We start from the raw sequence: 18864 nt of genomic DNA, 5'->3' as shown, positions 1-18864 counted from the left end.
TTAGAAGTAAAAAGAAGTAAAAAGAATGAAGAACGTTGGCTTTTCATTCATGAATTGGCTCCGTTCATGGTAAACTGTATGAATGAAAACTACGGAATGCGAGGAGATTACATGAAAAGACGATTAGGTTTAGTATATGGCGGGAAATCCGCAGAGCATGAAGTGTCACTATCCACAGCGCGCGCGGTTACACAAGCGCTTGATTTAGATAAGTATGAAGTGTTACCCATCTATATTACGATGCAAGGTGAGTGGCTGAAGGGTGAACCGTTGACTGGACCTGTGTCGGAGATCGAGACATTACGTCTAAAAAGTGAACAACCGAAGTCGGATGACATCAGTAGCTTTTTACAAGGAGATATGCCCGACGTTATTTTGCCACTTCTTCACGGAACAAATGGGGAAGACGGAACCGTACAAGGATTATTTGAAGTTTTAAACATCCCATACGCGGGTAATGGGGTGCTTGCTTCTTCAGCGGGCATGGATAAAGTTGTAATGAAACAATTATTTGCTCAAGCCGGATTAGCGCAAGTTGCATATGTCCACTTTATACGTAGTGCGTGGAAAGAACACGCTGAGCAATTATTAGATCAGGCGGAACAAGAACTATCGTATCCGATGTTCGTCAAACCGGCTAACCTTGGATCGAGTGTCGGAATCAGTAAAGCAGACGATCGTGAATCGCTTAAAACAGCAATTGAGTTAGCGTTGAAGTTCGATCGCAAAATTATCGTTGAGCAAGGCATCGTGGCACGTGAAATCGAAATGGCAGTCCTTGGAAACGATCAACCTAAAGTGTCGATTGCAGGAGAAATTCGTCCAGTTGCTGACTTTTACGATTATGAAGCCAAATACAAAGATCAAAGCACAGAGTTATCGATTCCCGCTGAAGTGCCAGATACTGTCGCAGAGCATATGAACGATATGGCGATCCGTGCATTTAAAGTTCTCGACTGTTCAGGGCTCGTACGCGCAGACTTTTTCGTCACAGCAGACGATGAAGTATTGATCAATGAAGTGAATACATTACCAGGCTTCACGCCAACTAGTATGTTCCCATTGCTGTGGCAAAAATCCGGATTGACCTATCCTGAATTAATCGATCAGCTAATTGAACTGGCAGTAGAACGTCATATAGAAAAGCAACAACTACAATATACAATGGACTGAGTGGAGGAAGTATCGTGAAACGAAATCTATCAACGATCCAGCAATGGCTTCAAGCAGAAGGACAGCATATCGCAGCGCAACAAGTGACAGGCGTCTGCATCGATTCACGGAATGTGCAAGCAGGGGATTTGTTCATCCCTTTTAGAGGGGAACAAGTAAATGGCCATCAATACGTCAAAGGGGCGATTGAGAAAGGTGCAATCGCAGCACTATGGCTGAAAGATGAACCGAATCCGCCCGCAGATATACCACTGTTGTTCGTCGAGGATTCAGAGCTCGCATTACAGCAAATGGCCCGTAGCTACCGAAGTGAATTGACGTGTACTGTCATCGGAGTAACCGGATCGAATGGTAAAACGTCGACAAAAGATCTGATTGCCGGAGTATTATCACCTTATCGCAAAGTGAAAAAGACGGAAGGCAACTTCAATAATGAGCTTGGCTTGCCGTTAACATTATTATCTATTGAAGACGACACAGAAGTTGCCATTCTTGAAATGGGGATGAGTGGCTTTGGAGAAATCTCTTTCTTGTCAACACTTGCTAAACCGCAGTTTGCTGTCATAACAAATATTGGTGAGGCGCATATGCAAGATCTTGGTTCTCGTGAAGGGATTGCCAAAGCAAAGTTTGAAATTACCGACGGTTTGACGAGTGGCGGCATGCTATTGTACGACGGTGACGAACCATTGCTGCAAGAGCTAGTACGCCAGCAACCGGATTTCTATAGTGTGTCATTCGGCTATGAACAAGCAGATTTGACTGCGCAACATATTTTATCTACCGATAAAGGCAGTTCATTCACTGTGACGGGTAAACTTGAAGGTCAGTTTACGATTCCTGTTTACGGTTCCCATCAAGTGAAAAACGCACTGGCCGCGATCATGATCGCAAAAGAGTTGGGGCTAAGCGAAAAACAAATCGAAGAGTCACTAAGTGGAACGTTGTTAACGGATATGCGCATGCAACCAATGGTGGGAAAAAACGGATCATTACTTATTAATGATGCTTATAACGCAGCGCCAACTTCTATGCGTGCGGCATTCCGTTTTATAGATGAAACGTCCGTCAAAGAAGACAAATGGCTCGTCCTTGGCGATATGTTGGAGCTTGGCACCGATGAACGGCACTATCATGAAGGACTGGCGGAGGATTTAAAGAAAATGAACGTGAAGGGAATTGCGCTCTTTGGATCACGCATGAAGTGGTTGGCTGATCAATTGACGGATTATCCGGGAGAAGTCATGTGGACAGCGAATGATACGGACTTGCTGGCGGAGGCATTGCGCCCGAAACTAACAGAGCAGACAGTAGTACTGTTTAAAGGATCTAGAGGAATGAAGTTAGAACGAATCATCGCGATGCTTACAGAGGAACAGTTGTGACGACAGGTGTTCTCATCGTTCACGGATTCACGGGCGGTCCTTTTGAAGTCGCTCCGTTCAAAAGGTTTCTACAGAATCATACCGATTGGAAAGTAGTAGTGCCGGTTTTACCCGGGCATGAAATGGACCGGGGTATCCAGAAAGGCTCAGCCAAGTCATGGATGATGGTCGCAGAATTAGAATTAAGAAGGCTGCAAAAAGAAGTGGATGACGTCATAGTCGTTGGCTTCTCCATGGGCGGTTTGATCGCTATGTATTTGGCTCTGCGCTATCCTATAAAAAAACTTGTGCTATTAAGTGCTGCGGCAAAATATATTAGTCCGCGTATTTTATTGGAGGACGCTAGAATCATGATAAGTTCCTTAAGACATAGGGATTTTCCTCCTGACTCGTTCTATCATCTGTATAACTATAAGCTGACAAATACCCCAGTGCGTGTGGCGTTAGAGTTTTTGCGCGTAGTACGCGTAGTGCGGCCGTATCACCATCAAGTCGAAACGCCTGTTTGTATCGTGCAAGGGAAGCAAGATGGTATCGTTCCTGCAGTCACAGCAGATTTACTGTACGAACAGCTCGGATCAAAAGAAAAACATCTGATTTATTCTGAACATGGCAAACACCATATTTGTTATAGCGAAGACCGCCATGTGTGGTTTCCAAAAGTACTGAAGTTCATGGGCGAAGACTGATTAATGGAACTTAAGCGGATTCGTTGCAGTCTTGTGTAAGCCATGGTAGAATGATGAAAGGAATTGGATACATTTACACGGCACTCTTCCGTTATACTACACGGAGAGTACTTTTTTTTGAATAAAACGGTGATTAGTAGGCAGACTAGCAATGATTTGCTGTTTTCACCGCTCGGCAAGGACCGAGCTTTCCTTGTATGTCACGGGTTTTACATTGTGCTGTATAAAAATCTGGACGCAATTACGATAGGTGTAATTGATATGACCCCTCTGCACCCACAAGAATCCTTCTAGAAGATTCTTTTTATAAACCAGAGATGGATATATCGGAAACGCTCCCAACTTTCAAAGTACATGGCTCGAATTTGCCGCGCTTTCATTTGCAGATGTAACCAATTGTCAAATGGAGAAATAAAGGAGATTGAATATTTTGACGAAGTTTTCAGAATTGAACATTAGTGAAACAACACAAAACGCTTTGCTACGCATGGGGTTTGAAGAGGCAACACCAATCCAAGAGGGAACGATCACTTTTGGTATGGAAGGCCGCGACGTAATCGGGCAAGCACAAACAGGCACTGGTAAAACGGCAGCATTCGGTATTCCAATCATTGAGAAATTGGATCCTAAAAGCACTGCAGTTCAGGCTTTGGTCATCGCACCAACACGTGAATTGGCAATCCAAGTATCCGAAGAAATTTACAAAGTAGGCTACGGCAGCCGTGCGAAAGTACTTTCCGTTTATGGCGGACAGGAAATCGGGCGTCAAATCCGTGCACTTCGTAATAATCCAAATATCGTAGTCGGTACACCGGGACGTATTTTGGACCATATTAACCGTAAAACATTGAAGCTTGATCACGTTCAAACACTTGTTTTGGATGAAGCAGATGAAATGTTGAACATGGGATTCATCGAAGATATCAATACAATTCTTGCAAGCGTACCGGCTGAGCGTCAGACGTTGCTATTCTCAGCAACTATGCCAGCTCCGATCCGTAAAATTGCAGAAACTTTCATGAAAAACCCAGAAATGGTTAAAATCAAATCAAAAGAAATGACTGTTGAGAACATTGAACAGTTCTTCGTAAAGTCTCATGAACGTGAGAAATTTGATGTGTTATCAAGATTGTTGAACGTTCAACAACCTGAATTGGCTATCGTATTCGGACGCACAAAGCGCCGGGTAGATGAGTTGGCTCATGCACTAAGTATTCGCGGCTATATTGCCGAAGGAATCCACGGTGACTTGACACAAGCGAAACGTATGTCAGTTTTGCGTCAGTTCAAAGACAATAAAATCGATGTACTTGTAGCGACAGACGTAGCTGCACGTGGATTAGACATCTCAGGTGTAACACACGTGTACAACTTTGATATTCCACAAGACCCAGAAAGCTATGTTCACCGTATCGGTCGTACAGGCCGTGCTGGTAAAAGTGGAGTTGCAGTTACATTCGTAACGCCACGTGAAATGGGTTACCTTCGCATCGTTGAGGAAACGACTAAGAAGCGTATGACTCCTTTACGTCCACCAACTTCTGATGAGGCTTTGCTTGAACAGAAGAAAAATGCTGTGGAAGCATTGGAAGAAACAATCAATCAGCACAATTCAGAAGATTATGCTGGATTAGCAGCACAGTTGCTTGAGAAATATGATGCAAAAGAAATTTTGTCAGCTGCTCTTAAGTCATTGACTAAAGACGTTGATGAGACGCCTGTTAGTATTTCTGAAGAGCGTCCATTACCTTCACGTGGTTCTTCACGTTCAGGTGGCGGTTATAAAGGCGGCAATCGTAGCGGCGGCGGACGTTCACAAGGCGGACGTGGCAGAAGCGGTGGTTCAGCTGGCGGATCTAATAGACGTGGCAGTGGGCCTCGTGATGGCGCAAGAAGAGATGGCGCATCAAGACGCAGCAGCAGCAGTAATCGTTCAGAAAGATAAGAATAGACAAAATCCGGGCCTGCATTATAGCAGCCCGGATTTTTTTGTCGTGAATATGATATGATCGATTAAATGAAACATTTTTCATGTTGTTACGTATGTATGTGTAGGTATTCGAAAAGAGGTGGATCTAGTGAGGCAACAACCTTCAAATCAAATCTCCAGAAAAGGGTTAACGGTATGGAGATTATATGGAACGATTCAAAGTGTTATTATACTGGTAATCGCAGTCGGCGTTGGTTTTTTATCGTATTTTTTTGATTGGCCCGTTTGGATTATGATTGTCGTTTCTGTAGTCGTACTATTATATGCATTTTTATCAATTTATTTATTTCCGAAAATACGTTGGCAACGCTGGCGTTACGAAGTGCGTGAAGCGGAGATAGAGCTACAACACGGTTTATTCATCGTCAATCGCACGCTTATACCGATGGTGCGTGTTCAGCACGTGGATACAGCAGAAGGGCCAATTCTACGCAAATATGGTCTAGCGTCCATCACGATTTCTACTGCAGCAACAAATCATTCCATTCCTGCATTGGTAACGGAAGAGGCGGATGAACTGCGCAATCGGATATCGACGTTTGCAAGGGTGGCGAAAGACGATGTCTGAACAACGCTATAAACTTCATTGGATCACAGCTGTCGTCGAGACTGCGAAAACACTGAAAGATTTAATTGGTCCATTCATTATTTTAGTCTTTGTGAATGGCTTCAAAGGAGAAAGTACAGCGCCTTGGTATATCCAATATTGGACGTTACTCCTATTCGGTGTATTAATCGTATTTACGCTCGTATCAGGTATTGTGAAATGGCGTCGCTTCGACTATTGGTTCGAGGACCAAGAACTGCGCATCGTATCGGGTTTGTTTGTCAGGAAAAAGCGTTATATCCCTTTTGACCGCATTCAAAGCTTAGATTACACAGAAGGTATTTTTCACCGTCCATTTCAATTAGTAAAGGTTAAAATCGAAACGGCGGGGTCTTCTTCCGGTAAAGATGCTGAAGCGGAATTGACTGCGATCACGAAAGAGGCAGCCGAACAGATTGAACGTGAAATTCAAACTGTGCATCAACCAGCACCCGTGATTTTCTCTATGACGACAGGCGACTTGCTCATGCTTGCGACAACGTCAGGGGGCATTGGGGTTATTTTATCCGGTGCTCTCGTGTTTTTATCACAAATCGAAGAACTTATACCGTACGACTGGTTGTTTGGAGAGTTAGAATCGTTCATCCGTATTGGCGTCTTCGTCATCACGATTTTAATAGTACTCGGTTTTCTGATCGTTTGGCTACTATCCGTTGCGATGACATTCCTTGCGAATTATGATTTCAAAGTCATGCTTGAGAAAGATGATCTAATCATAACGAGAGGGTTGCTTGAGAAGAAACGAGTAACTGTTCCGTTGAAACGTGTACAAAATATTACTATAGCTGAAAATCCTTTACGCCAACTATTCGGCTATGGGGCGGTCATTATCAACAGTGCGGGAGGAGTAGGGGAAGGTTCACGAATCAAACTTTTTCCTTTAGCAAAACGAAAACGCATTATAGAACCGTTGCAGGAGCTGTTTCCAAATATAGACTTTAGTGAGCCAAAAGAGAAAATCGGAAGCAGGGGTAAGCGTTTTTATTACCGTTTTAAGTTACTCGTGACATTGATTCCAATAGCGATTGTCTCGTATAACTTTTTCCCGTATGGCTTGCTGACATTGTTGCTCTTACCGCTAGTTGGATTGCTTGGCATTTGGCAATACAATACAGCTGCATACACGATCTTGCCAAAGCAATTGACGATGCGTTTCCGCGCAATCAGTCGGCAGACGGTGTTCACTGAGAAGAATCGTATTCAGTCGATGGAAGTAGATCAGAACTATTTCCACCGGAGAAAAAGAGTCGCAACCATCACTGCCAATGTCAAATCTGGCATGACACTCGACGCTCCAGCGATTCGCCACATGCCACAGGAAGATGCGGAAAAGTTCCTGTCTTGGTATGAATATCATCCAGAAATTCCAGAAACACAAACAGAGCCAGACAACTAAACCTGTCTGGCTTTTGTGGCTTAATGAAATTAGAAAGGCTGGCATTGGTGTTAGATAGGGGATTTTCATTGCGGACCCTCCATAACGCGTCCGTCTAGAACGCAAATCCCCACCCCAACACATGTGTAAAATTCTCTGTTTCAATGCAAAAAGCCAGACAAGGACTATCCCTTATCTGACTTTGCATCACACTATTTTTTTCTCCAACTGACGATGTTCTTCGGATTGAAAAAGCTCAGTCCAATCAGGAAGCCAGTGATCAGCCCAGCAATATGCGCTGTCACGTTAATGTTCGTCCCGACAAATGTCATCACAATACTAATGACGATAATCGGTAAAATAACCTGTCTCAACTGCGGGAATGCATGCTTCGTGTAATACACAAGCGCACCAAACGCACCGAACACACCGAAAATCGCTCCACTTGCACCGACATGGGTATAAGCAGCAGGCTGCACGAAGTATGTTGCGATATCTCCGAACAAGCCGGCTAACATATACACCGTAATAAAACGTGCTTTCCCTGCAATCTTTTCAAGCTCTGGCCCGAAAACGAAAAGCGAGAACATGTTAAATAACAGGTGCATGAAACCGCCGTGCAAAAACATCGGTGTTATTAGGCGCCAATACTCTCCATTCGCAATGAGGAAGTTATCCCCCAAGCCGAGTAAAAAGAGTTGATCTCCAATGCCGGGAATCAGTGTATAGATAAATATCCCGATATTCAAGGCTAACAAAAATGTCACGACGGGATAGGCGCGAACATATTGTGAAAAGTTTTCTGTTCGTATAAACATGGTTTCACCTCAATCTTCTTTACTGATTATACATAGTATTTAACTTGAAGGGAAAGGAGTTGTTCATTTTGATTCAAGGAATTGGATTAGATATCGTGGAATTGGATCGCGTAGCTCGTTTGGATGGTCGCAATAGTAAGTTTCGAGAGCGCATACTATCTGAAAGGGAATTACACGTGTATGAAACTTTAAGTGGTCACCGAAAAATAGAATACTTAGCAGGTCGTTTTGCTGCGAAAGAAGCGTTTTCCAAAGCTCGCGGCACTGGAATCGGAACAGATTGCAATTTTCTCGATATTGAAGTCATTTCGGAAGCAAGCGGACGTCCTGTATTGTACTTCCGTAAACAGCTAGCTCAAGGGTTCGTCAGCATTACACATACTCAAACAGTAGCTGCGGCGCAAGTGGTTTTGATAGAATCCTGAAGACAGTCAAATAGAAATTAAAACAAGCTCGCATATTCGATTCATCCCTCTCATAAGATAAGCTACCCGAATTGATTGGAGAAAGGATGAAAAGAATGCGGAAAAAGATTATGTTATTAACAGTCGTCGCAGTTATGTTGGTACTAGGAGGATGCGGTAAGCCTTCCAAAGAAGATGTCATGAAGAAGCTCAGCAATAAGTGGAATGAAACAAAAGGGTATGAATTAAATGCCTCGATGGAAATCAAAACAGGTTCAGAACCTCGGGTGTACAATGTAGAAGTATGGCATACCAAGCCGGAGTTTTACAAAGTAAATGTGACGCAATCGGGTAATGGCGAGTCACAAATGATTGTTCGTAACGAAGAAGGTGTATTCGTCATTACACCATCACTAGGCAAAACGTATAAGTTTCAAAGTGATTGGCCTGCCCAGAACAGTCAAGGATATTTAATCGGAACCCTTGCTGAAGATATTAAGGCAGACAAAGCAGCGGTCATGGAAGAAAAGGAAAAAGAGTATATCTTTGAAACGGCTACACGCAATAATCATAAGTCACTTTTACCAACTCAGAAGATTCATATTGATAAAAAGACATTGTTGCCAAGCAAGGTGACGATTCACGATGAAAATGGTGAAGAAAAGATCTCCATTAAGTTCGATAAAATTGCATTGGGTGTAGAGCATAAAGTTGCTGAATATAAGGTGAAAATGGATAAACCGAAAGCGGACGGTGACAAAGCGGATACTGATGAAGAAGCAACAGAAGGTGATGGGGAAGACCAAGCTAAGGCAAATCAACAAACCTACTATCCAGTTGCAAATCTACAAGGTACAACACTGTCAGAAGAGAAGAGTGTAGAGATTGAGAATGGGCAGCGTGTGATCATGACATTCAGTGGGGATAAGGAGTATGTCGTTATTCAGGAACCAGCTGAAAAGCCATTAAATGAAATGCCTGTATCCATAGAAGGTGATCCTGTTGATCTAGGATTTGCAGTGGCGGCATTGACAGAACAATCGATTCACTGGGAAGCAAATGGTATGGCGTTCTTTGTGGCATCGGATATGTTAAGCAAGGAAGAATTGATTACTGTAGCAAACTCGATGACAGCAACAGAATCGAAATAATCAACAACTGAAATCAATTGACTTGGCTATGCCTTTGGATAGATAATTATTTTATGCGACAGTCTATCCTATAACGAGGTGGAAAGTAATGTTCAACGAAACGGAATATCGGCCAACACGTGCGATTATTAATACAGCGGCTATTAAGCATAATGCAAAACACCTCATTTCTTATTTACCTAAAGAAACTAAGCTGATCGCGGTCGTTAAATCAGATGGTTACGGGCATGGAGTAGCGGAGGCTGCTTCCGCTGCATTGCAGGCGGGAGCAGAAATGTTCGCTGTTGCCACGCCAGATGAAGCGATGACGCTCAGAAAAACACAACCGACTGCCGATATACTTGTGCTAGGGGTTTCGCCAGTTTCATTTGCAGCGATAGCGGCGCAACAACGTATTATTTTAACGGTCACAAGTGCGAATTGGGTAAAACAAGTAAACGCTCAGCAACCGTTTGATAATAAATGTAGAATTCATGTAAAAATCGACAGTGGAATGGGTAGAATTGGAGTACGAACTGAAGAAGAACTTGCTCAATTAGTGAAATGCATTCAACAGTCTAGTCTAACTATAGATGGCGTTTTTACTCATTTTGCACGTGCTGATGAAGATGATCGGGAGCCAACGCGGCGACAGTTTGAACGATTTATGCACCTTGTGAATCGCTTGCCTGAAAAGCCGCGTCTCGTTCACGCGTCAAATAGTGCAGGGGCATTACTGTTTCCTAATTATGCACTAGATGCTGTTCGTTTTGGCATAGGTTTATACGGCATCCCGCCTTCCGATACGGTAGCAAAGCAACTACCATTTAAACTCGAGCGGGCATTGACGATTGAAACTGAAGTAGCATATGTGAAAAGAATGACGGCTGGTGAAAAAATTAGCTACGGTGGGTCGTATGAAGCTGCTGAAGGAGAATGGATTGCTACATTACCAATAGGCTACGCAGATGGATTGAAGCGTTCGTTAAATGGTCAGGAAGTACTGATTGACGGTAAAAGGGTACCTATTGTCGGAACCATTTGTATGGACCAATGCATGATCCGATTACCTTGTGAATATCCTGAAGGTGAAAAAGTGGTATTGATAGGCAAACAAGGCAACGAAGAAATAGTTATAGAAGAATGGTCTGAACGCTTACACACAATACCCTATGAAATAGCTGTAACGTTTTCCACACGAATACCTAGAGTCTATACGTAATAAAGGTCGAAACTATCTGGCTTAATATATGACGCAATGTCCATACAATTCGACATTCTACTGACCAAACTAGTATTTCTTGTCAGAACACTCAAATCCTTGTCTTTTCATATTCCAATATAAATGGTAAGATAGAAATGATATAGAAATAAAGGGATGGGTTTGTCGGAGGTGCTCGATTTGCGTACGGATAAAAACGATAAAAGAATACTTAGTATAGCCTCGACCAGATTGCAACAGCAAAATGAAGACGCAATCTTTCAATGGGAGCAAGTGCAAGAAGATTTCGTTTATATGACAGATGTGAAACATATCGAAAATGGTGAAGCTTCCTTATTGCGTGAAGCCATGATTAGAGGTTATGTGGAAATGTCGCAGATCAACCTCAACATAGCGGCAGAATGTTTATATGCGGAATTTGAGGCTCAGCATACCGTGGAACGTTGCGTCAGCGGAGGATGAAAAGTTGGCAATTAAACGCGGAGACGTCTTTTTTGCAGATTTGTCACCTGTAGTCGGTTCTGAACAAGGTGGAACTAGACCGGTACTGATCATCCAAAATGATATCGGTAATCGATTCAGTCCCACCGTTATTGTAGCAGCCATTACTGCACAAATACAAAAAGCAAAATTGCCGACACATGTCGAAATTACGGCGGCACGGCATGGATTCGAGCGGGATTCAGTCATCCTGCTCGAGCAAGTCCGCACAATCGACAAGTCAAGGCTCACAGACAAAATAACTCACTTAGACGATGCGTTAATGAAACAAGTCGACGAAGCATTGCAAGTAAGCTTCGGGCTTATTAAATTTTAGCATACATATTCTAATAACTTTTATTGCAGATGGTGCTAGTAACCAATGGCTGCTTAAAAACACTATAGCCAACCGGTTATAGTGTTTTTACTTTTTTGATTTTTAAAAAAATGAGTAAAAACATGTAGTTTGTAGAGAAATTCGATACAATAGAGATAATTGAAGATGTAGGGAGGAACAAATAACGATGAATGAAGTCATGAGAAAAGGAATAGCCGAGAATATAGATACAATTACAATGCGCTGGGTAGAAGAAATGAAAGAAAATGCTGATGAGCGTTTTTTGGACTTAATGCCAGCTGCGGTGGTGGCAACGACGAGTAGGGAATTCACTGAACTTATGACTTCCAATCTAGCTACCCGCGAAAAAGTGGACAAGGCACGATTGGACGAGTTCACGGAAAAGATCATTCATTTTGGTTGGTCTATTAAATTTATCAACCGTGCTATCGATACGTTTTCTTCAGTAGTCTATAACTTATTTTTTGAAACGGGGATTTTGAAAGATACCAATCTACGCGAAGGTGTAAATATCTTCTCTAACTGGATTAATCCATTAAGGGAAAGCATCATCGATGAATACTCTACAAAGTGGGAGCGCACAGATATTTTGCAGAAGATTGCATTGCAAGAGCTTTCGGCTTCGTTGATTCCTGTATTTGACAAGATCTCTGTCATGCCGTTAGTGGGTACGATTGATACGGAACGTGCGAAACTGATCATGGAGAACCTACTAGAAGGCGTTGTCAAGCAACGTGCTGAAGTTGTATTGCTAGATATCACGGGTGTTCCGGTAGTAGATACGATGGTTGCACACCATATTATTCAAGCGGCTGATGCCGTTCGTTTAGTCGGTGCGAAATGTATGCTAGTCGGAATCCGTCCGGAGATTGCGCAGACTATTGTCACGCTAGGCATTAATCTGACAGATTTCTCGACAACGAGTACGTTACGCAGAGGCATGCAAAAAGCGCTTGAAATGACAGGGCGGACAATTGTGGAGGAGGAAAAGTAGTATGAAGATGCGAATCCCGATTCTAAAGCTAAAAGACACATTGATTGTATCTATCCAAGTGGAGCTTGATGATCAGACAGCTTTACAATTCCAGGAAGATTTACTGAATCAATTGCATAAAACATCTGCACGCGGCGTTGTGATCGATTTGACACCAATCGACTTCATTGATTCATTCATCGCAAAAGTTCTTGGGGATGTTATTCATATGACGAGTCTTATGGGTGCGAAAGTTGTCATCACAGGCATTCAGCCTTCTGTAGCCATTACACTAATTGAATTAGGTATACGTTTAGAGAATGTAACCACAGCATTAGATCTAGAGAATGGGCTAGAGAAATTAACTAGAGAATTGGAGGCCTGACCATGGAACACAGGTCTTCTATAGAGATCAATACAGAATGGGATATAGTTGCTGCTAGACAATTGGGCCGTAATGAGGCGAAGAGCACTGGCTTTGGGACAGTTGACCAAGCTAGAATTACGACGGCTATTAGTGAATTGGCAAGGAATATATATCTTTATGCAGGAAAAGGCAGAATTGAAATAGAATCTGTTCAAGTAGGTCCACGTGTAGGCTTAATTATTACAGCTTCCGATGATGGACCGGGAATTTCTGATTTGCAAAAAGTTATGACAGATGGGTATACGACTTCAGGAGGACTGGGTGCAGGTATGCCAGGGGTCAAACGGTTAATGGATGATTTTAGTGTGGAAACAGAAGTGGGCATAGGAACCACTATTACAGCGACGAAATGGTTGCACTAGGAGTTGAAGGGTATTGCCACAGGAGGCGGGTAAGCAGTATAAACAAATGCTGGAGAATTATCTGCACTCCAAAGGAGAAGAAGATCTCTATTTGGGACAGCAATTCAGCCGCAGCTTCATAGAAAAGGATATCGCGCCAGAAGATGTTATCAGTATTCATAAGACGTCAATTGAACAACTGATTAAGGATCTGCCATCTGACGTGAGTGTTTCGTTCGACTTTTTAATTGAAATGATGATTCATTATGGACTAGCACTAAAAGAACATCAGAGTTTGATTCGCAAACAGGAAATCATTCAAACAGAGATGGATATTGCGGTTCGTGTACAAAATACGTTGTTGCAGACAACGACCCCCCAAGTCGAGGGTCTAGATATAGGCTGGACGTCAAAGCCGTCTAAGCAAATGAATGGGGACTATGTCTACTTCCTGAATGATAATACACATGAGGTATGTCTAGCGGTAGCAGATATTATCGGAAAGGGTATGTCCGCTGCTATGCATATGTCCATGGTCAAGTTTGGGATGGACAGTTTGCGATATGAACAGAGAAGTCCTTCCGAAGTGCTAAGCTTCATCAATAAAATGGTGGAGCGAAGTATTGCCGATACGATGTTTATTTCTATGTTCTATGGAAAATATGACACGGAAAGCTCTGTGTTCCGCCATTCATCTGCTGGTCATGAACCTGCGTTATTTTATCGCGCATCCGAGAATAACTTTAGTTTGCTTGAGAGCAAAGGGTTATTGCTAGGAGTACAAGAAGATGCAAAGTACGAAGAACGTACAGTACGTCTTGAAAATGGTGACTTCGTCGCAATCATGACAGATGGCGTAACAGAAACGAGAACGGAAAAAGGATTTATAGAAATGGATGTCATCCAGGATTTGCTATGTGACGTACGCGCGGAAAGTGCTCAAACCATGGTAGATCATTTATTTAGTGAGCTCTCTAAAATGCAGAATTATGAATTGCATGATGACTTTACTCTAGTTATTTTGAAAAAAACAAAATAAAGGTTTAGAAAATAAGGGAATGGGTATAAAACAAGGAGTGTATAGCAAGTTAGGTTACGCTTTACATTCTAAGAAAATAGAGAAATCGATCGGGGTGGCGAAATGAATTTACAAGTTGAGCAAGTGGATAAAGATCTTGTGCATAATTTTAAGGTTATCGGTGAAATCGATATATATACAGCACCAAAGCTAAAAGAGCATTTGACTAATTTAGACTTGGCTGAAGGAATTGAAGTTGAATTGGATTTGTCTGAAGTCAACTATATGGATAGTACTGGTCTAGGTGTATTTGTTGGATTTTATAAGGAAGTAAAAGCGCACAATGGAAAATTGGTTATCAAAGGATTAAACCAACGCCTTTATCGATTGTTTGAAATTACTGGCCTTAGTGAGATTATGGAGATAGAACAGTCTAAAGGTGGCGAAGATAATGCAAGCGTTTGATTACATCGAAATAAAAGTTCCGGCAAAACCTCAATACGTTGGTGTAGCTCGATTAGCCATATCGGGGCTTGCAAGCCGCATTGGATTTACATACGATGAAATTGAAGATTTGAAAATTGCTGCAAGTGAAGCGGTAACAAATGCTGTCCAGCACGCGTACAATGACGAAAAAACAGGTGAAGTAATTTTAGGCTGCGCCCTTTATAAAGATCGTCTAGAAATTGTCGTCACGGATCATGGTCAAAGTTTCGATTTTGAAGAAACGAAGAAAAAGGTCGGTCCCTATCAAGATTGGAATGAAGAATCACCTCTTAGAGAAGGTGGCTTAGGACTATATTTGATGGAGACTTTAATGGACGAAGTCAAAGTTGACCACGGGGAGGGTGTCATTGTTTTCATGACCAAATATTTGGGCAGAGAGCGGGGAGAAGACCATGTCAAATCAACAGTCTTCTCGTGATAACGAAACAAAGGAACAGGTCATTCAATGGATACATGACTATCAGGAGAATAATGACGACCATGCACAAACACAACTAGTCCTGCATTATGAGCGACTGGTGCACTCTATTGCGCGCAAATATTCACGCGGGCAATCACACCATGAGGATATTGTACAAGCAGGAATGCTTGGACTTTTAGGCGCAATTAGAAGATACGATCCTGAGCAAGGACGTAACTTCGAAGCGTTTGCTGTGCCGACAATCATCGGGGAAATCAAACGATTTCTTCGTGATAAGACATGGGCTGTTCACGTGCCGCGCCGAATTAAGGAATTGGGTCCGAAAATCAAAGCAGCCGTGGAAATATTAACGACTGAATTTCAACGTTCACCAATGGTTTATGAAATAGCAGAATATCTAGGTACCGACGAAGAATTAGTTCTTGAAGCGATGGAAATGGGCAGAAGTTATCAAGCTCTGTCAATTGACCATACTTTGGATGCGGATTCAGAGGGCGGGACGATCACACTGCTTGATATTATTGGTGAGACGGATGACGGTTTTGAAAAAACAGATCAACGCATGCTTGTATTAAACGCCCTAAACGTTCTAAGTGAACGGGAACGTCAGATTATCCAGTATACATATATCGATCAGATGAGCCAGAAAGAAGCTGGAGAATTACTGGATATTTCCCAAATGCACGTTTCGCGTCTTCAACGTAAAGCGATTAAAAAGTTGCAAGAAGTAATCTTAACGAGTGGTGGTGCAAATTAGTGGAAACTTTTGAGAATGACTATGTAGAGGCATATATATATCAACAGTCCAAAAAGGGTAATAAAGATTCTGGGGATGCATACTACATTCATTCAGAAGAAGATTATTTCATTTGTGCTATTGCAGACGGTTTGGGTAGTGGAACAGAAGCGAAAGAATCAGCTGAAATAATTCCACAAGTCTTAAAACTCTATCATCATGAATCACCTGACGATTTGTTGCACCGCTGCAATAAAAAGATGTTGCATAAACGAGGTGCTGCAGTTGGGATTGTAAAAGTGTATTTCGAACAACAAACCCTGGAATATAGTTGTGTTGGTAACATCCGTATCTATATCCTGCAATCAAGTGGTCAGATGATTTATCCTTTGCCAGTCATGGGATATCTATCGGGCAGACCACAATCACCGCGTACGCAAAGATATCCTTATAATAAGAATGATCGATTCTTCCTTCATTCTGATGGCGTAAACTTACGCAGTCCTAAAAAGTATCTACAAGAAAACTCTACTCCGTACCAATTGTACAAAAAAGTTGAAGGTACAATTGAAGATAACGATGATGCCACATTCATCTCAGCTAGCCTGCTTCATTAAATTGAAGCGGCTTTTTTGTGTCAAAAAATAAAAGGTTGCAGAAGGAAACTGTTTTCGAAACATGCTATTATATGGAAAGAAGAAGGGGTGGTTAAATTGTCAAGAGATCTTATGGAGGCAACTGCAAGCCGAGCAGGAATTGGTAAACGCCAAACTGCAAGCGTTATCGCATTGTTGGAAGAAGGCAACACAGTACCTTTTATTGCGCGTTATAGAAAAGAAGCAACGGGTTCACTCGATGAAGTGCAGATCAAAGATATTGAAGATGCTTATCATTATATAAAATCGCTTGAACAGCGAAAAGAAGAAGTTCTTCGTTTAATAGAAGAACAAGGTAAACTGGACGATACGTTAAAAGCTGAGATAGAGCGTGCGAGTGTATTGCAACGAATCGAAGACTTATATCGCCCTTATAAACAAAAAAGACGTACGAAGGCAATGATTGCGATTGAAAACGGTCTAGAGCCACTGGCTGACCAACTCATGCAACAGTCGTCTGCGAACATTGAGACTGTTGCGCAAACTTATATTAATCCTGAAAAAGAAATCCATTCAATAGAAGATGCTCTAGAAGGAGCAAAGTTTATCGTTGCAGAAAGAGTATCGGAAGACGCAACGATGCGTGAGAAAATACGTAAAATCACATGGGCATCTGGGAAGTTAACTGCAATCTTGAAAAAGGATGCGGAAGATGAAAAAAAAGTCTTCGAAAACTACTATGAATATGAAGAACCTCTTAACAAGATCGTACCTCATCGCGTTCTAGCTATTAACCGCGGGGAGAAAGAAGATGTATTGCGTGTAGGCGTAAGTTTCCCTACAGATCGCATTATCGGTGATTTAGAACGTACGTATCTTAAAAGACACCCTTCTACTTCAGCAACTTATATAAAAGAAGCGCTAGAAGATTCATTTAAACGTCTAATCGCTCCTTCAATAGAAAGAGAAGTTCGTACAGCCCTGACTGAAAAGGCTGAAACACAAGCTATTCATGTATTTTCCGAGAATCTGCGCAGTCTATTACTGCAACCGCCGCTAAAGGGTAGAACAGTACTCGGTGTAGATCCAGCGTTCAGAACCGGTTGTAAACTAGCCGTGGTAGATGAAACAGGGAAACTCCAAGATATCTCTGTTATTTATCCGCATCCGCCGAAACCTCAGAAAGATGCATCCAAGAAAGTAATTCTGGATTTGCTTAAAAAGTATCCGATTTCCATCATCGCGATCGGTAATGGTACCGCGTCACGGGAAACGGAAAAGTTCATCGTGGATTTAATTAAGGAAGTGAAAGAGCCGGTTTCGTATGTAATCGTTAATGAAGCGGGGGCAAGTGTGTATTCAGCTTCTGCAAAAGCGCGGGAAGAGTTCCCAGACTTACAAGTGGAACAGAGAAGTGCGGTATCCATTGCGCGCCGACTACAAGATCCGTTATCAGAACTTGTGAAAATAGATCCAGAATCTATTGGCGTTGGGCAATACCAACACGATGTAGCAAAAAAGAATCTAACGGACTCACTTTCATTTGTTGTAGAAACAGCGGTTAACCGAGTTGGGGTTAATGTCAACACTGCTTCATCGTCGTTGTTGCAATATGTTTCAGGCCTATCTAAAACAGTGGCGGAGAATATAGTCAAAGCGAGAGAAGAAGTAGGGAAGTTTACAAAACGCACAGAATTGAAGAAGGTCCCAAGACTAGGAGCGAAAACTTATGAACAGGCAATTGGCTTCTTGCGTATACCGGAATCAAAAGAACGTTTTGACTCGACAGGGATTCACCCCGAGAGCTATAAAGTTGCAGAAGCGGTATTGAAAGAGCTGAAACTTACTAAGTCTCAGTTAGGTACTGAAGAAGCGACAACTGCACTTGGACAAGTGGATATTGCACAACTTGCTGTACAGTTGGATGTAGGGGAAATCACGCTTCAAGATATTATTCAAACATTGCAGCGTCCAAATCGCGATCCACGTGATGATTATCCTCAGCCTTTACTGAAAGCAGATGTCCTCGATATCAAAGACGTGCATGAAGGTATGGAACTACAAGGAACTGTCCGTAACGTAGTGGACTTTGGTGCATTTGTAGATATTGGCGTTTCAGAAGATGGATTAGTACACATATCTAAAATGAAAAATGGCTTTGTAAAGCATCCTTTAGACGTAGTAGCATCCGGAGATATTGTTACAGTATGGATA

The 18864-nt window shown here is 42.2% G+C and carries 21 protein-coding genes (1 of these 21 only partly in view); 20 read left to right on the top strand and 1 reads right to left on the bottom strand.

The window, feature by feature from the left end:
* Positions 1 to 111 precede the first annotated feature (111 nt).
* From SporoP32a_RS07665 to SporoP32a_RS07640, 6 genes are all read left to right on the top strand, one after another.
* The gene (locus SporoP32a_RS07665) at positions 112 to 1173 is read left to right on the top strand and encodes a D-alanine--D-alanine ligase (RefSeq protein ID WP_085427358.1); all 1062 of its coding nucleotides are present in this window, start codon (positions 112 to 114) and stop codon (positions 1171 to 1173) included.
* 14 nt (positions 1174 to 1187) lie between these two features.
* The gene (locus SporoP32a_RS07660) at positions 1188 to 2558 is read left to right on the top strand and encodes a UDP-N-acetylmuramoyl-tripeptide--D-alanyl-D-alanine ligase (RefSeq protein WP_085427357.1); all 1371 of its coding nucleotides are present in this window, start codon (positions 1188 to 1190) and stop codon (positions 2556 to 2558) included.
* Positions 2555 to 3247, top strand: a complete 693-nt coding sequence (locus tag SporoP32a_RS07655; protein ID WP_085427356.1) for an alpha/beta hydrolase — start codon at positions 2555 to 2557, stop codon at positions 3245 to 3247. Before SporoP32a_RS07660 ends, SporoP32a_RS07655 begins: the two co-directional genes overlap by 4 nt.
* Positions 3248 to 3677: 430 nt before the next feature.
* Positions 3678 to 5192, top strand: a complete 1515-nt coding sequence (locus tag SporoP32a_RS07650) for a degradosome RNA helicase CshA (RefSeq protein ID WP_085427355.1) — start codon at positions 3678 to 3680, stop codon at positions 5190 to 5192.
* A gap of 133 nt (positions 5193 to 5325) precedes the next feature.
* A complete protein-coding gene (locus SporoP32a_RS07645; RefSeq protein ID WP_085427354.1) occupies positions 5326 to 5805 on the top strand; it encodes a PH domain-containing protein in 480 nt (159 codons plus the stop codon).
* Entirely contained in the window at positions 5798 to 7240 is a 1443-nt protein-coding gene (locus SporoP32a_RS07640; protein WP_085427353.1) for a PH domain-containing protein, read from the top strand. The genes SporoP32a_RS07645 and SporoP32a_RS07640 overlap by 8 nt, the downstream gene beginning before the upstream one ends.
* Positions 7241 to 7431: 191 nt before the next feature.
* Here SporoP32a_RS07640 and SporoP32a_RS07635 read toward each other — a convergent pair whose 3' ends face one another.
* Positions 7432 to 8037, bottom strand: a complete 606-nt coding sequence (locus SporoP32a_RS07635) for a rhomboid family intramembrane serine protease (protein WP_085427352.1) — start codon at positions 8035 to 8037, stop codon at positions 7432 to 7434.
* A 68-nt stretch (positions 8038 to 8105) separates the two neighbouring features.
* Between SporoP32a_RS07635 and acpS the strand changes: the two genes are divergently transcribed.
* The 14 genes from acpS to SporoP32a_RS07565 all read left to right on the top strand — a co-directional run.
* The gene (acpS, locus tag SporoP32a_RS07630; protein WP_085427351.1) at positions 8106 to 8462 is read left to right on the top strand and encodes a holo-ACP synthase; all 357 of its coding nucleotides are present in this window, start codon (positions 8106 to 8108) and stop codon (positions 8460 to 8462) included.
* A 95-nt stretch (positions 8463 to 8557) separates the two neighbouring features.
* Positions 8558 to 9592 (top strand): LolA family protein, encoded by a 1035-nt coding sequence (locus SporoP32a_RS07625; protein WP_085427350.1) that lies wholly within the window; start codon positions 8558 to 8560, stop codon positions 9590 to 9592.
* Between the two features lie 88 nt (positions 9593 to 9680).
* Positions 9681 to 10793, top strand: coding sequence for an alanine racemase (gene alr / locus SporoP32a_RS07620; protein ID WP_085427349.1), 1113 nt, complete (start codon positions 9681 to 9683; stop codon positions 10791 to 10793).
* 156 nt (positions 10794 to 10949) lie between these two features.
* On the top strand, positions 10950 to 11255 hold the full coding sequence (locus SporoP32a_RS17400; RefSeq protein ID WP_099626193.1) for a transcriptional regulator: 306 nt from the start codon (positions 10950 to 10952) through the stop codon (positions 11253 to 11255).
* A gap of 4 nt (positions 11256 to 11259) precedes the next feature.
* The gene (locus SporoP32a_RS07610) at positions 11260 to 11610 is read left to right on the top strand and encodes a type II toxin-antitoxin system PemK/MazF family toxin (protein WP_029054722.1); all 351 of its coding nucleotides are present in this window, start codon (positions 11260 to 11262) and stop codon (positions 11608 to 11610) included.
* Between the two features lie 187 nt (positions 11611 to 11797).
* Positions 11798 to 12625, top strand: coding sequence for an RsbT co-antagonist protein RsbRA (locus SporoP32a_RS07605; RefSeq protein WP_085427348.1), 828 nt, complete (start codon positions 11798 to 11800; stop codon positions 12623 to 12625).
* A gap of 1 nt (position 12626) precedes the next feature.
* Positions 12627 to 12989 carry an STAS domain-containing protein gene (locus SporoP32a_RS07600; protein ID WP_083034138.1) on the top strand — a complete coding sequence of 121 codons (363 nt, stop codon included), beginning with the start codon at positions 12627 to 12629 and terminating at the stop codon, positions 12987 to 12989.
* A 2-nt stretch (positions 12990 to 12991) separates the two neighbouring features.
* Entirely contained in the window at positions 12992 to 13393 is a 402-nt protein-coding gene (locus SporoP32a_RS07595; protein ID WP_085427347.1) for an anti-sigma regulatory factor, read from the top strand.
* Positions 13394 to 13406: 13 nt separating this feature from the next.
* Positions 13407 to 14411 carry a PP2C family protein-serine/threonine phosphatase gene (locus SporoP32a_RS07590; protein ID WP_198166242.1) on the top strand — a complete coding sequence of 335 codons (1005 nt, stop codon included), beginning with the start codon at positions 13407 to 13409 and terminating at the stop codon, positions 14409 to 14411.
* A 102-nt stretch (positions 14412 to 14513) separates the two neighbouring features.
* The gene (locus SporoP32a_RS07585; RefSeq protein WP_085427346.1) at positions 14514 to 14855 is read left to right on the top strand and encodes an STAS domain-containing protein; all 342 of its coding nucleotides are present in this window, start codon (positions 14514 to 14516) and stop codon (positions 14853 to 14855) included.
* Positions 14842 to 15315 (top strand): anti-sigma B factor RsbW, encoded by a 474-nt coding sequence (rsbW, locus tag SporoP32a_RS07580; RefSeq protein WP_085427345.1) that lies wholly within the window; start codon positions 14842 to 14844, stop codon positions 15313 to 15315. Before SporoP32a_RS07585 ends, rsbW begins: the two co-directional genes overlap by 14 nt.
* Positions 15290 to 16075, top strand: a complete 786-nt coding sequence (gene sigB / locus SporoP32a_RS07575) for an RNA polymerase sigma factor SigB (RefSeq protein ID WP_085427344.1) — start codon at positions 15290 to 15292, stop codon at positions 16073 to 16075. The genes rsbW and sigB overlap by 26 nt, the downstream gene beginning before the upstream one ends.
* The gene (locus SporoP32a_RS07570; protein WP_085427343.1) at positions 16075 to 16671 is read left to right on the top strand and encodes a PP2C family serine/threonine-protein phosphatase; all 597 of its coding nucleotides are present in this window, start codon (positions 16075 to 16077) and stop codon (positions 16669 to 16671) included. The genes sigB and SporoP32a_RS07570 overlap by 1 nt, the downstream gene beginning before the upstream one ends.
* A gap of 111 nt (positions 16672 to 16782) precedes the next feature.
* Positions 16783 to 18864: the 5' portion of a Tex family protein gene (locus tag SporoP32a_RS07565; protein ID WP_085429021.1), read on the top strand. It continues 60 nt past the right edge of the window; the window shows 2082 of its 2142 coding nt (coding positions 1-2082); it begins with the start codon at positions 16783 to 16785; its stop codon lies off the right edge, out of view.

Source organism: Sporosarcina ureae, from assembly GCF_002109325.1.
Taxonomy (GTDB): Bacteria; Bacillota; Bacilli; order Bacillales_A; family Planococcaceae; genus Sporosarcina; species Sporosarcina ureae_C.
This window is presented reverse-complemented; position numbering and strand designations above follow the sequence as displayed.

Bases quoted from the DNA above. Each gene is read 5' to 3' on its own strand.
- SporoP32a_RS07665 (WP_085427358.1), top strand. From the start codon at position 112: ATGAAAAGACGATTAGGTTTAGTATATGGCGGGAAATCCGCAGAGCAT.
- SporoP32a_RS07640 (WP_085427353.1), top strand. From the start codon at position 5,798: ATGTCTGAACAACGCTATAAACTTCATTGGATCACAGCTGTCGTCGAG.
- SporoP32a_RS07635 (WP_085427352.1), bottom strand. From the start codon at position 8,037: ATGTTTATACGAACAGAAAACTTTTCACAATATGTTCGCGCCTATCCC.
- SporoP32a_RS07625 (WP_085427350.1), top strand. From the start codon at position 8,558: ATGCGGAAAAAGATTATGTTATTAACAGTCGTCGCAGTTATGTTGGTA.
- alr (WP_085427349.1), top strand. From the start codon at position 9,681: ATGTTCAACGAAACGGAATATCGGCCAACACGTGCGATTATTAATACA.
- SporoP32a_RS17400 (WP_099626193.1), top strand. From the start codon at position 10,950: ATGGGTTTGTCGGAGGTGCTCGATTTGCGTACGGATAAAAACGATAAA.
- SporoP32a_RS07605 (WP_085427348.1), top strand. From the start codon at position 11,798: ATGAATGAAGTCATGAGAAAAGGAATAGCCGAGAATATAGATACAATT.
- SporoP32a_RS07600 (WP_083034138.1), top strand. From the start codon at position 12,627: ATGAAGATGCGAATCCCGATTCTAAAGCTAAAAGACACATTGATTGTA.
- SporoP32a_RS07595 (WP_085427347.1), top strand. From the start codon at position 12,992: ATGGAACACAGGTCTTCTATAGAGATCAATACAGAATGGGATATAGTT.
- SporoP32a_RS07585 (WP_085427346.1), top strand. From the start codon at position 14,514: ATGAATTTACAAGTTGAGCAAGTGGATAAAGATCTTGTGCATAATTTT.
- rsbW (WP_085427345.1), top strand. From the start codon at position 14,842: ATGCAAGCGTTTGATTACATCGAAATAAAAGTTCCGGCAAAACCTCAA.
- sigB (WP_085427344.1), top strand. From the start codon at position 15,290: ATGTCAAATCAACAGTCTTCTCGTGATAACGAAACAAAGGAACAGGTC.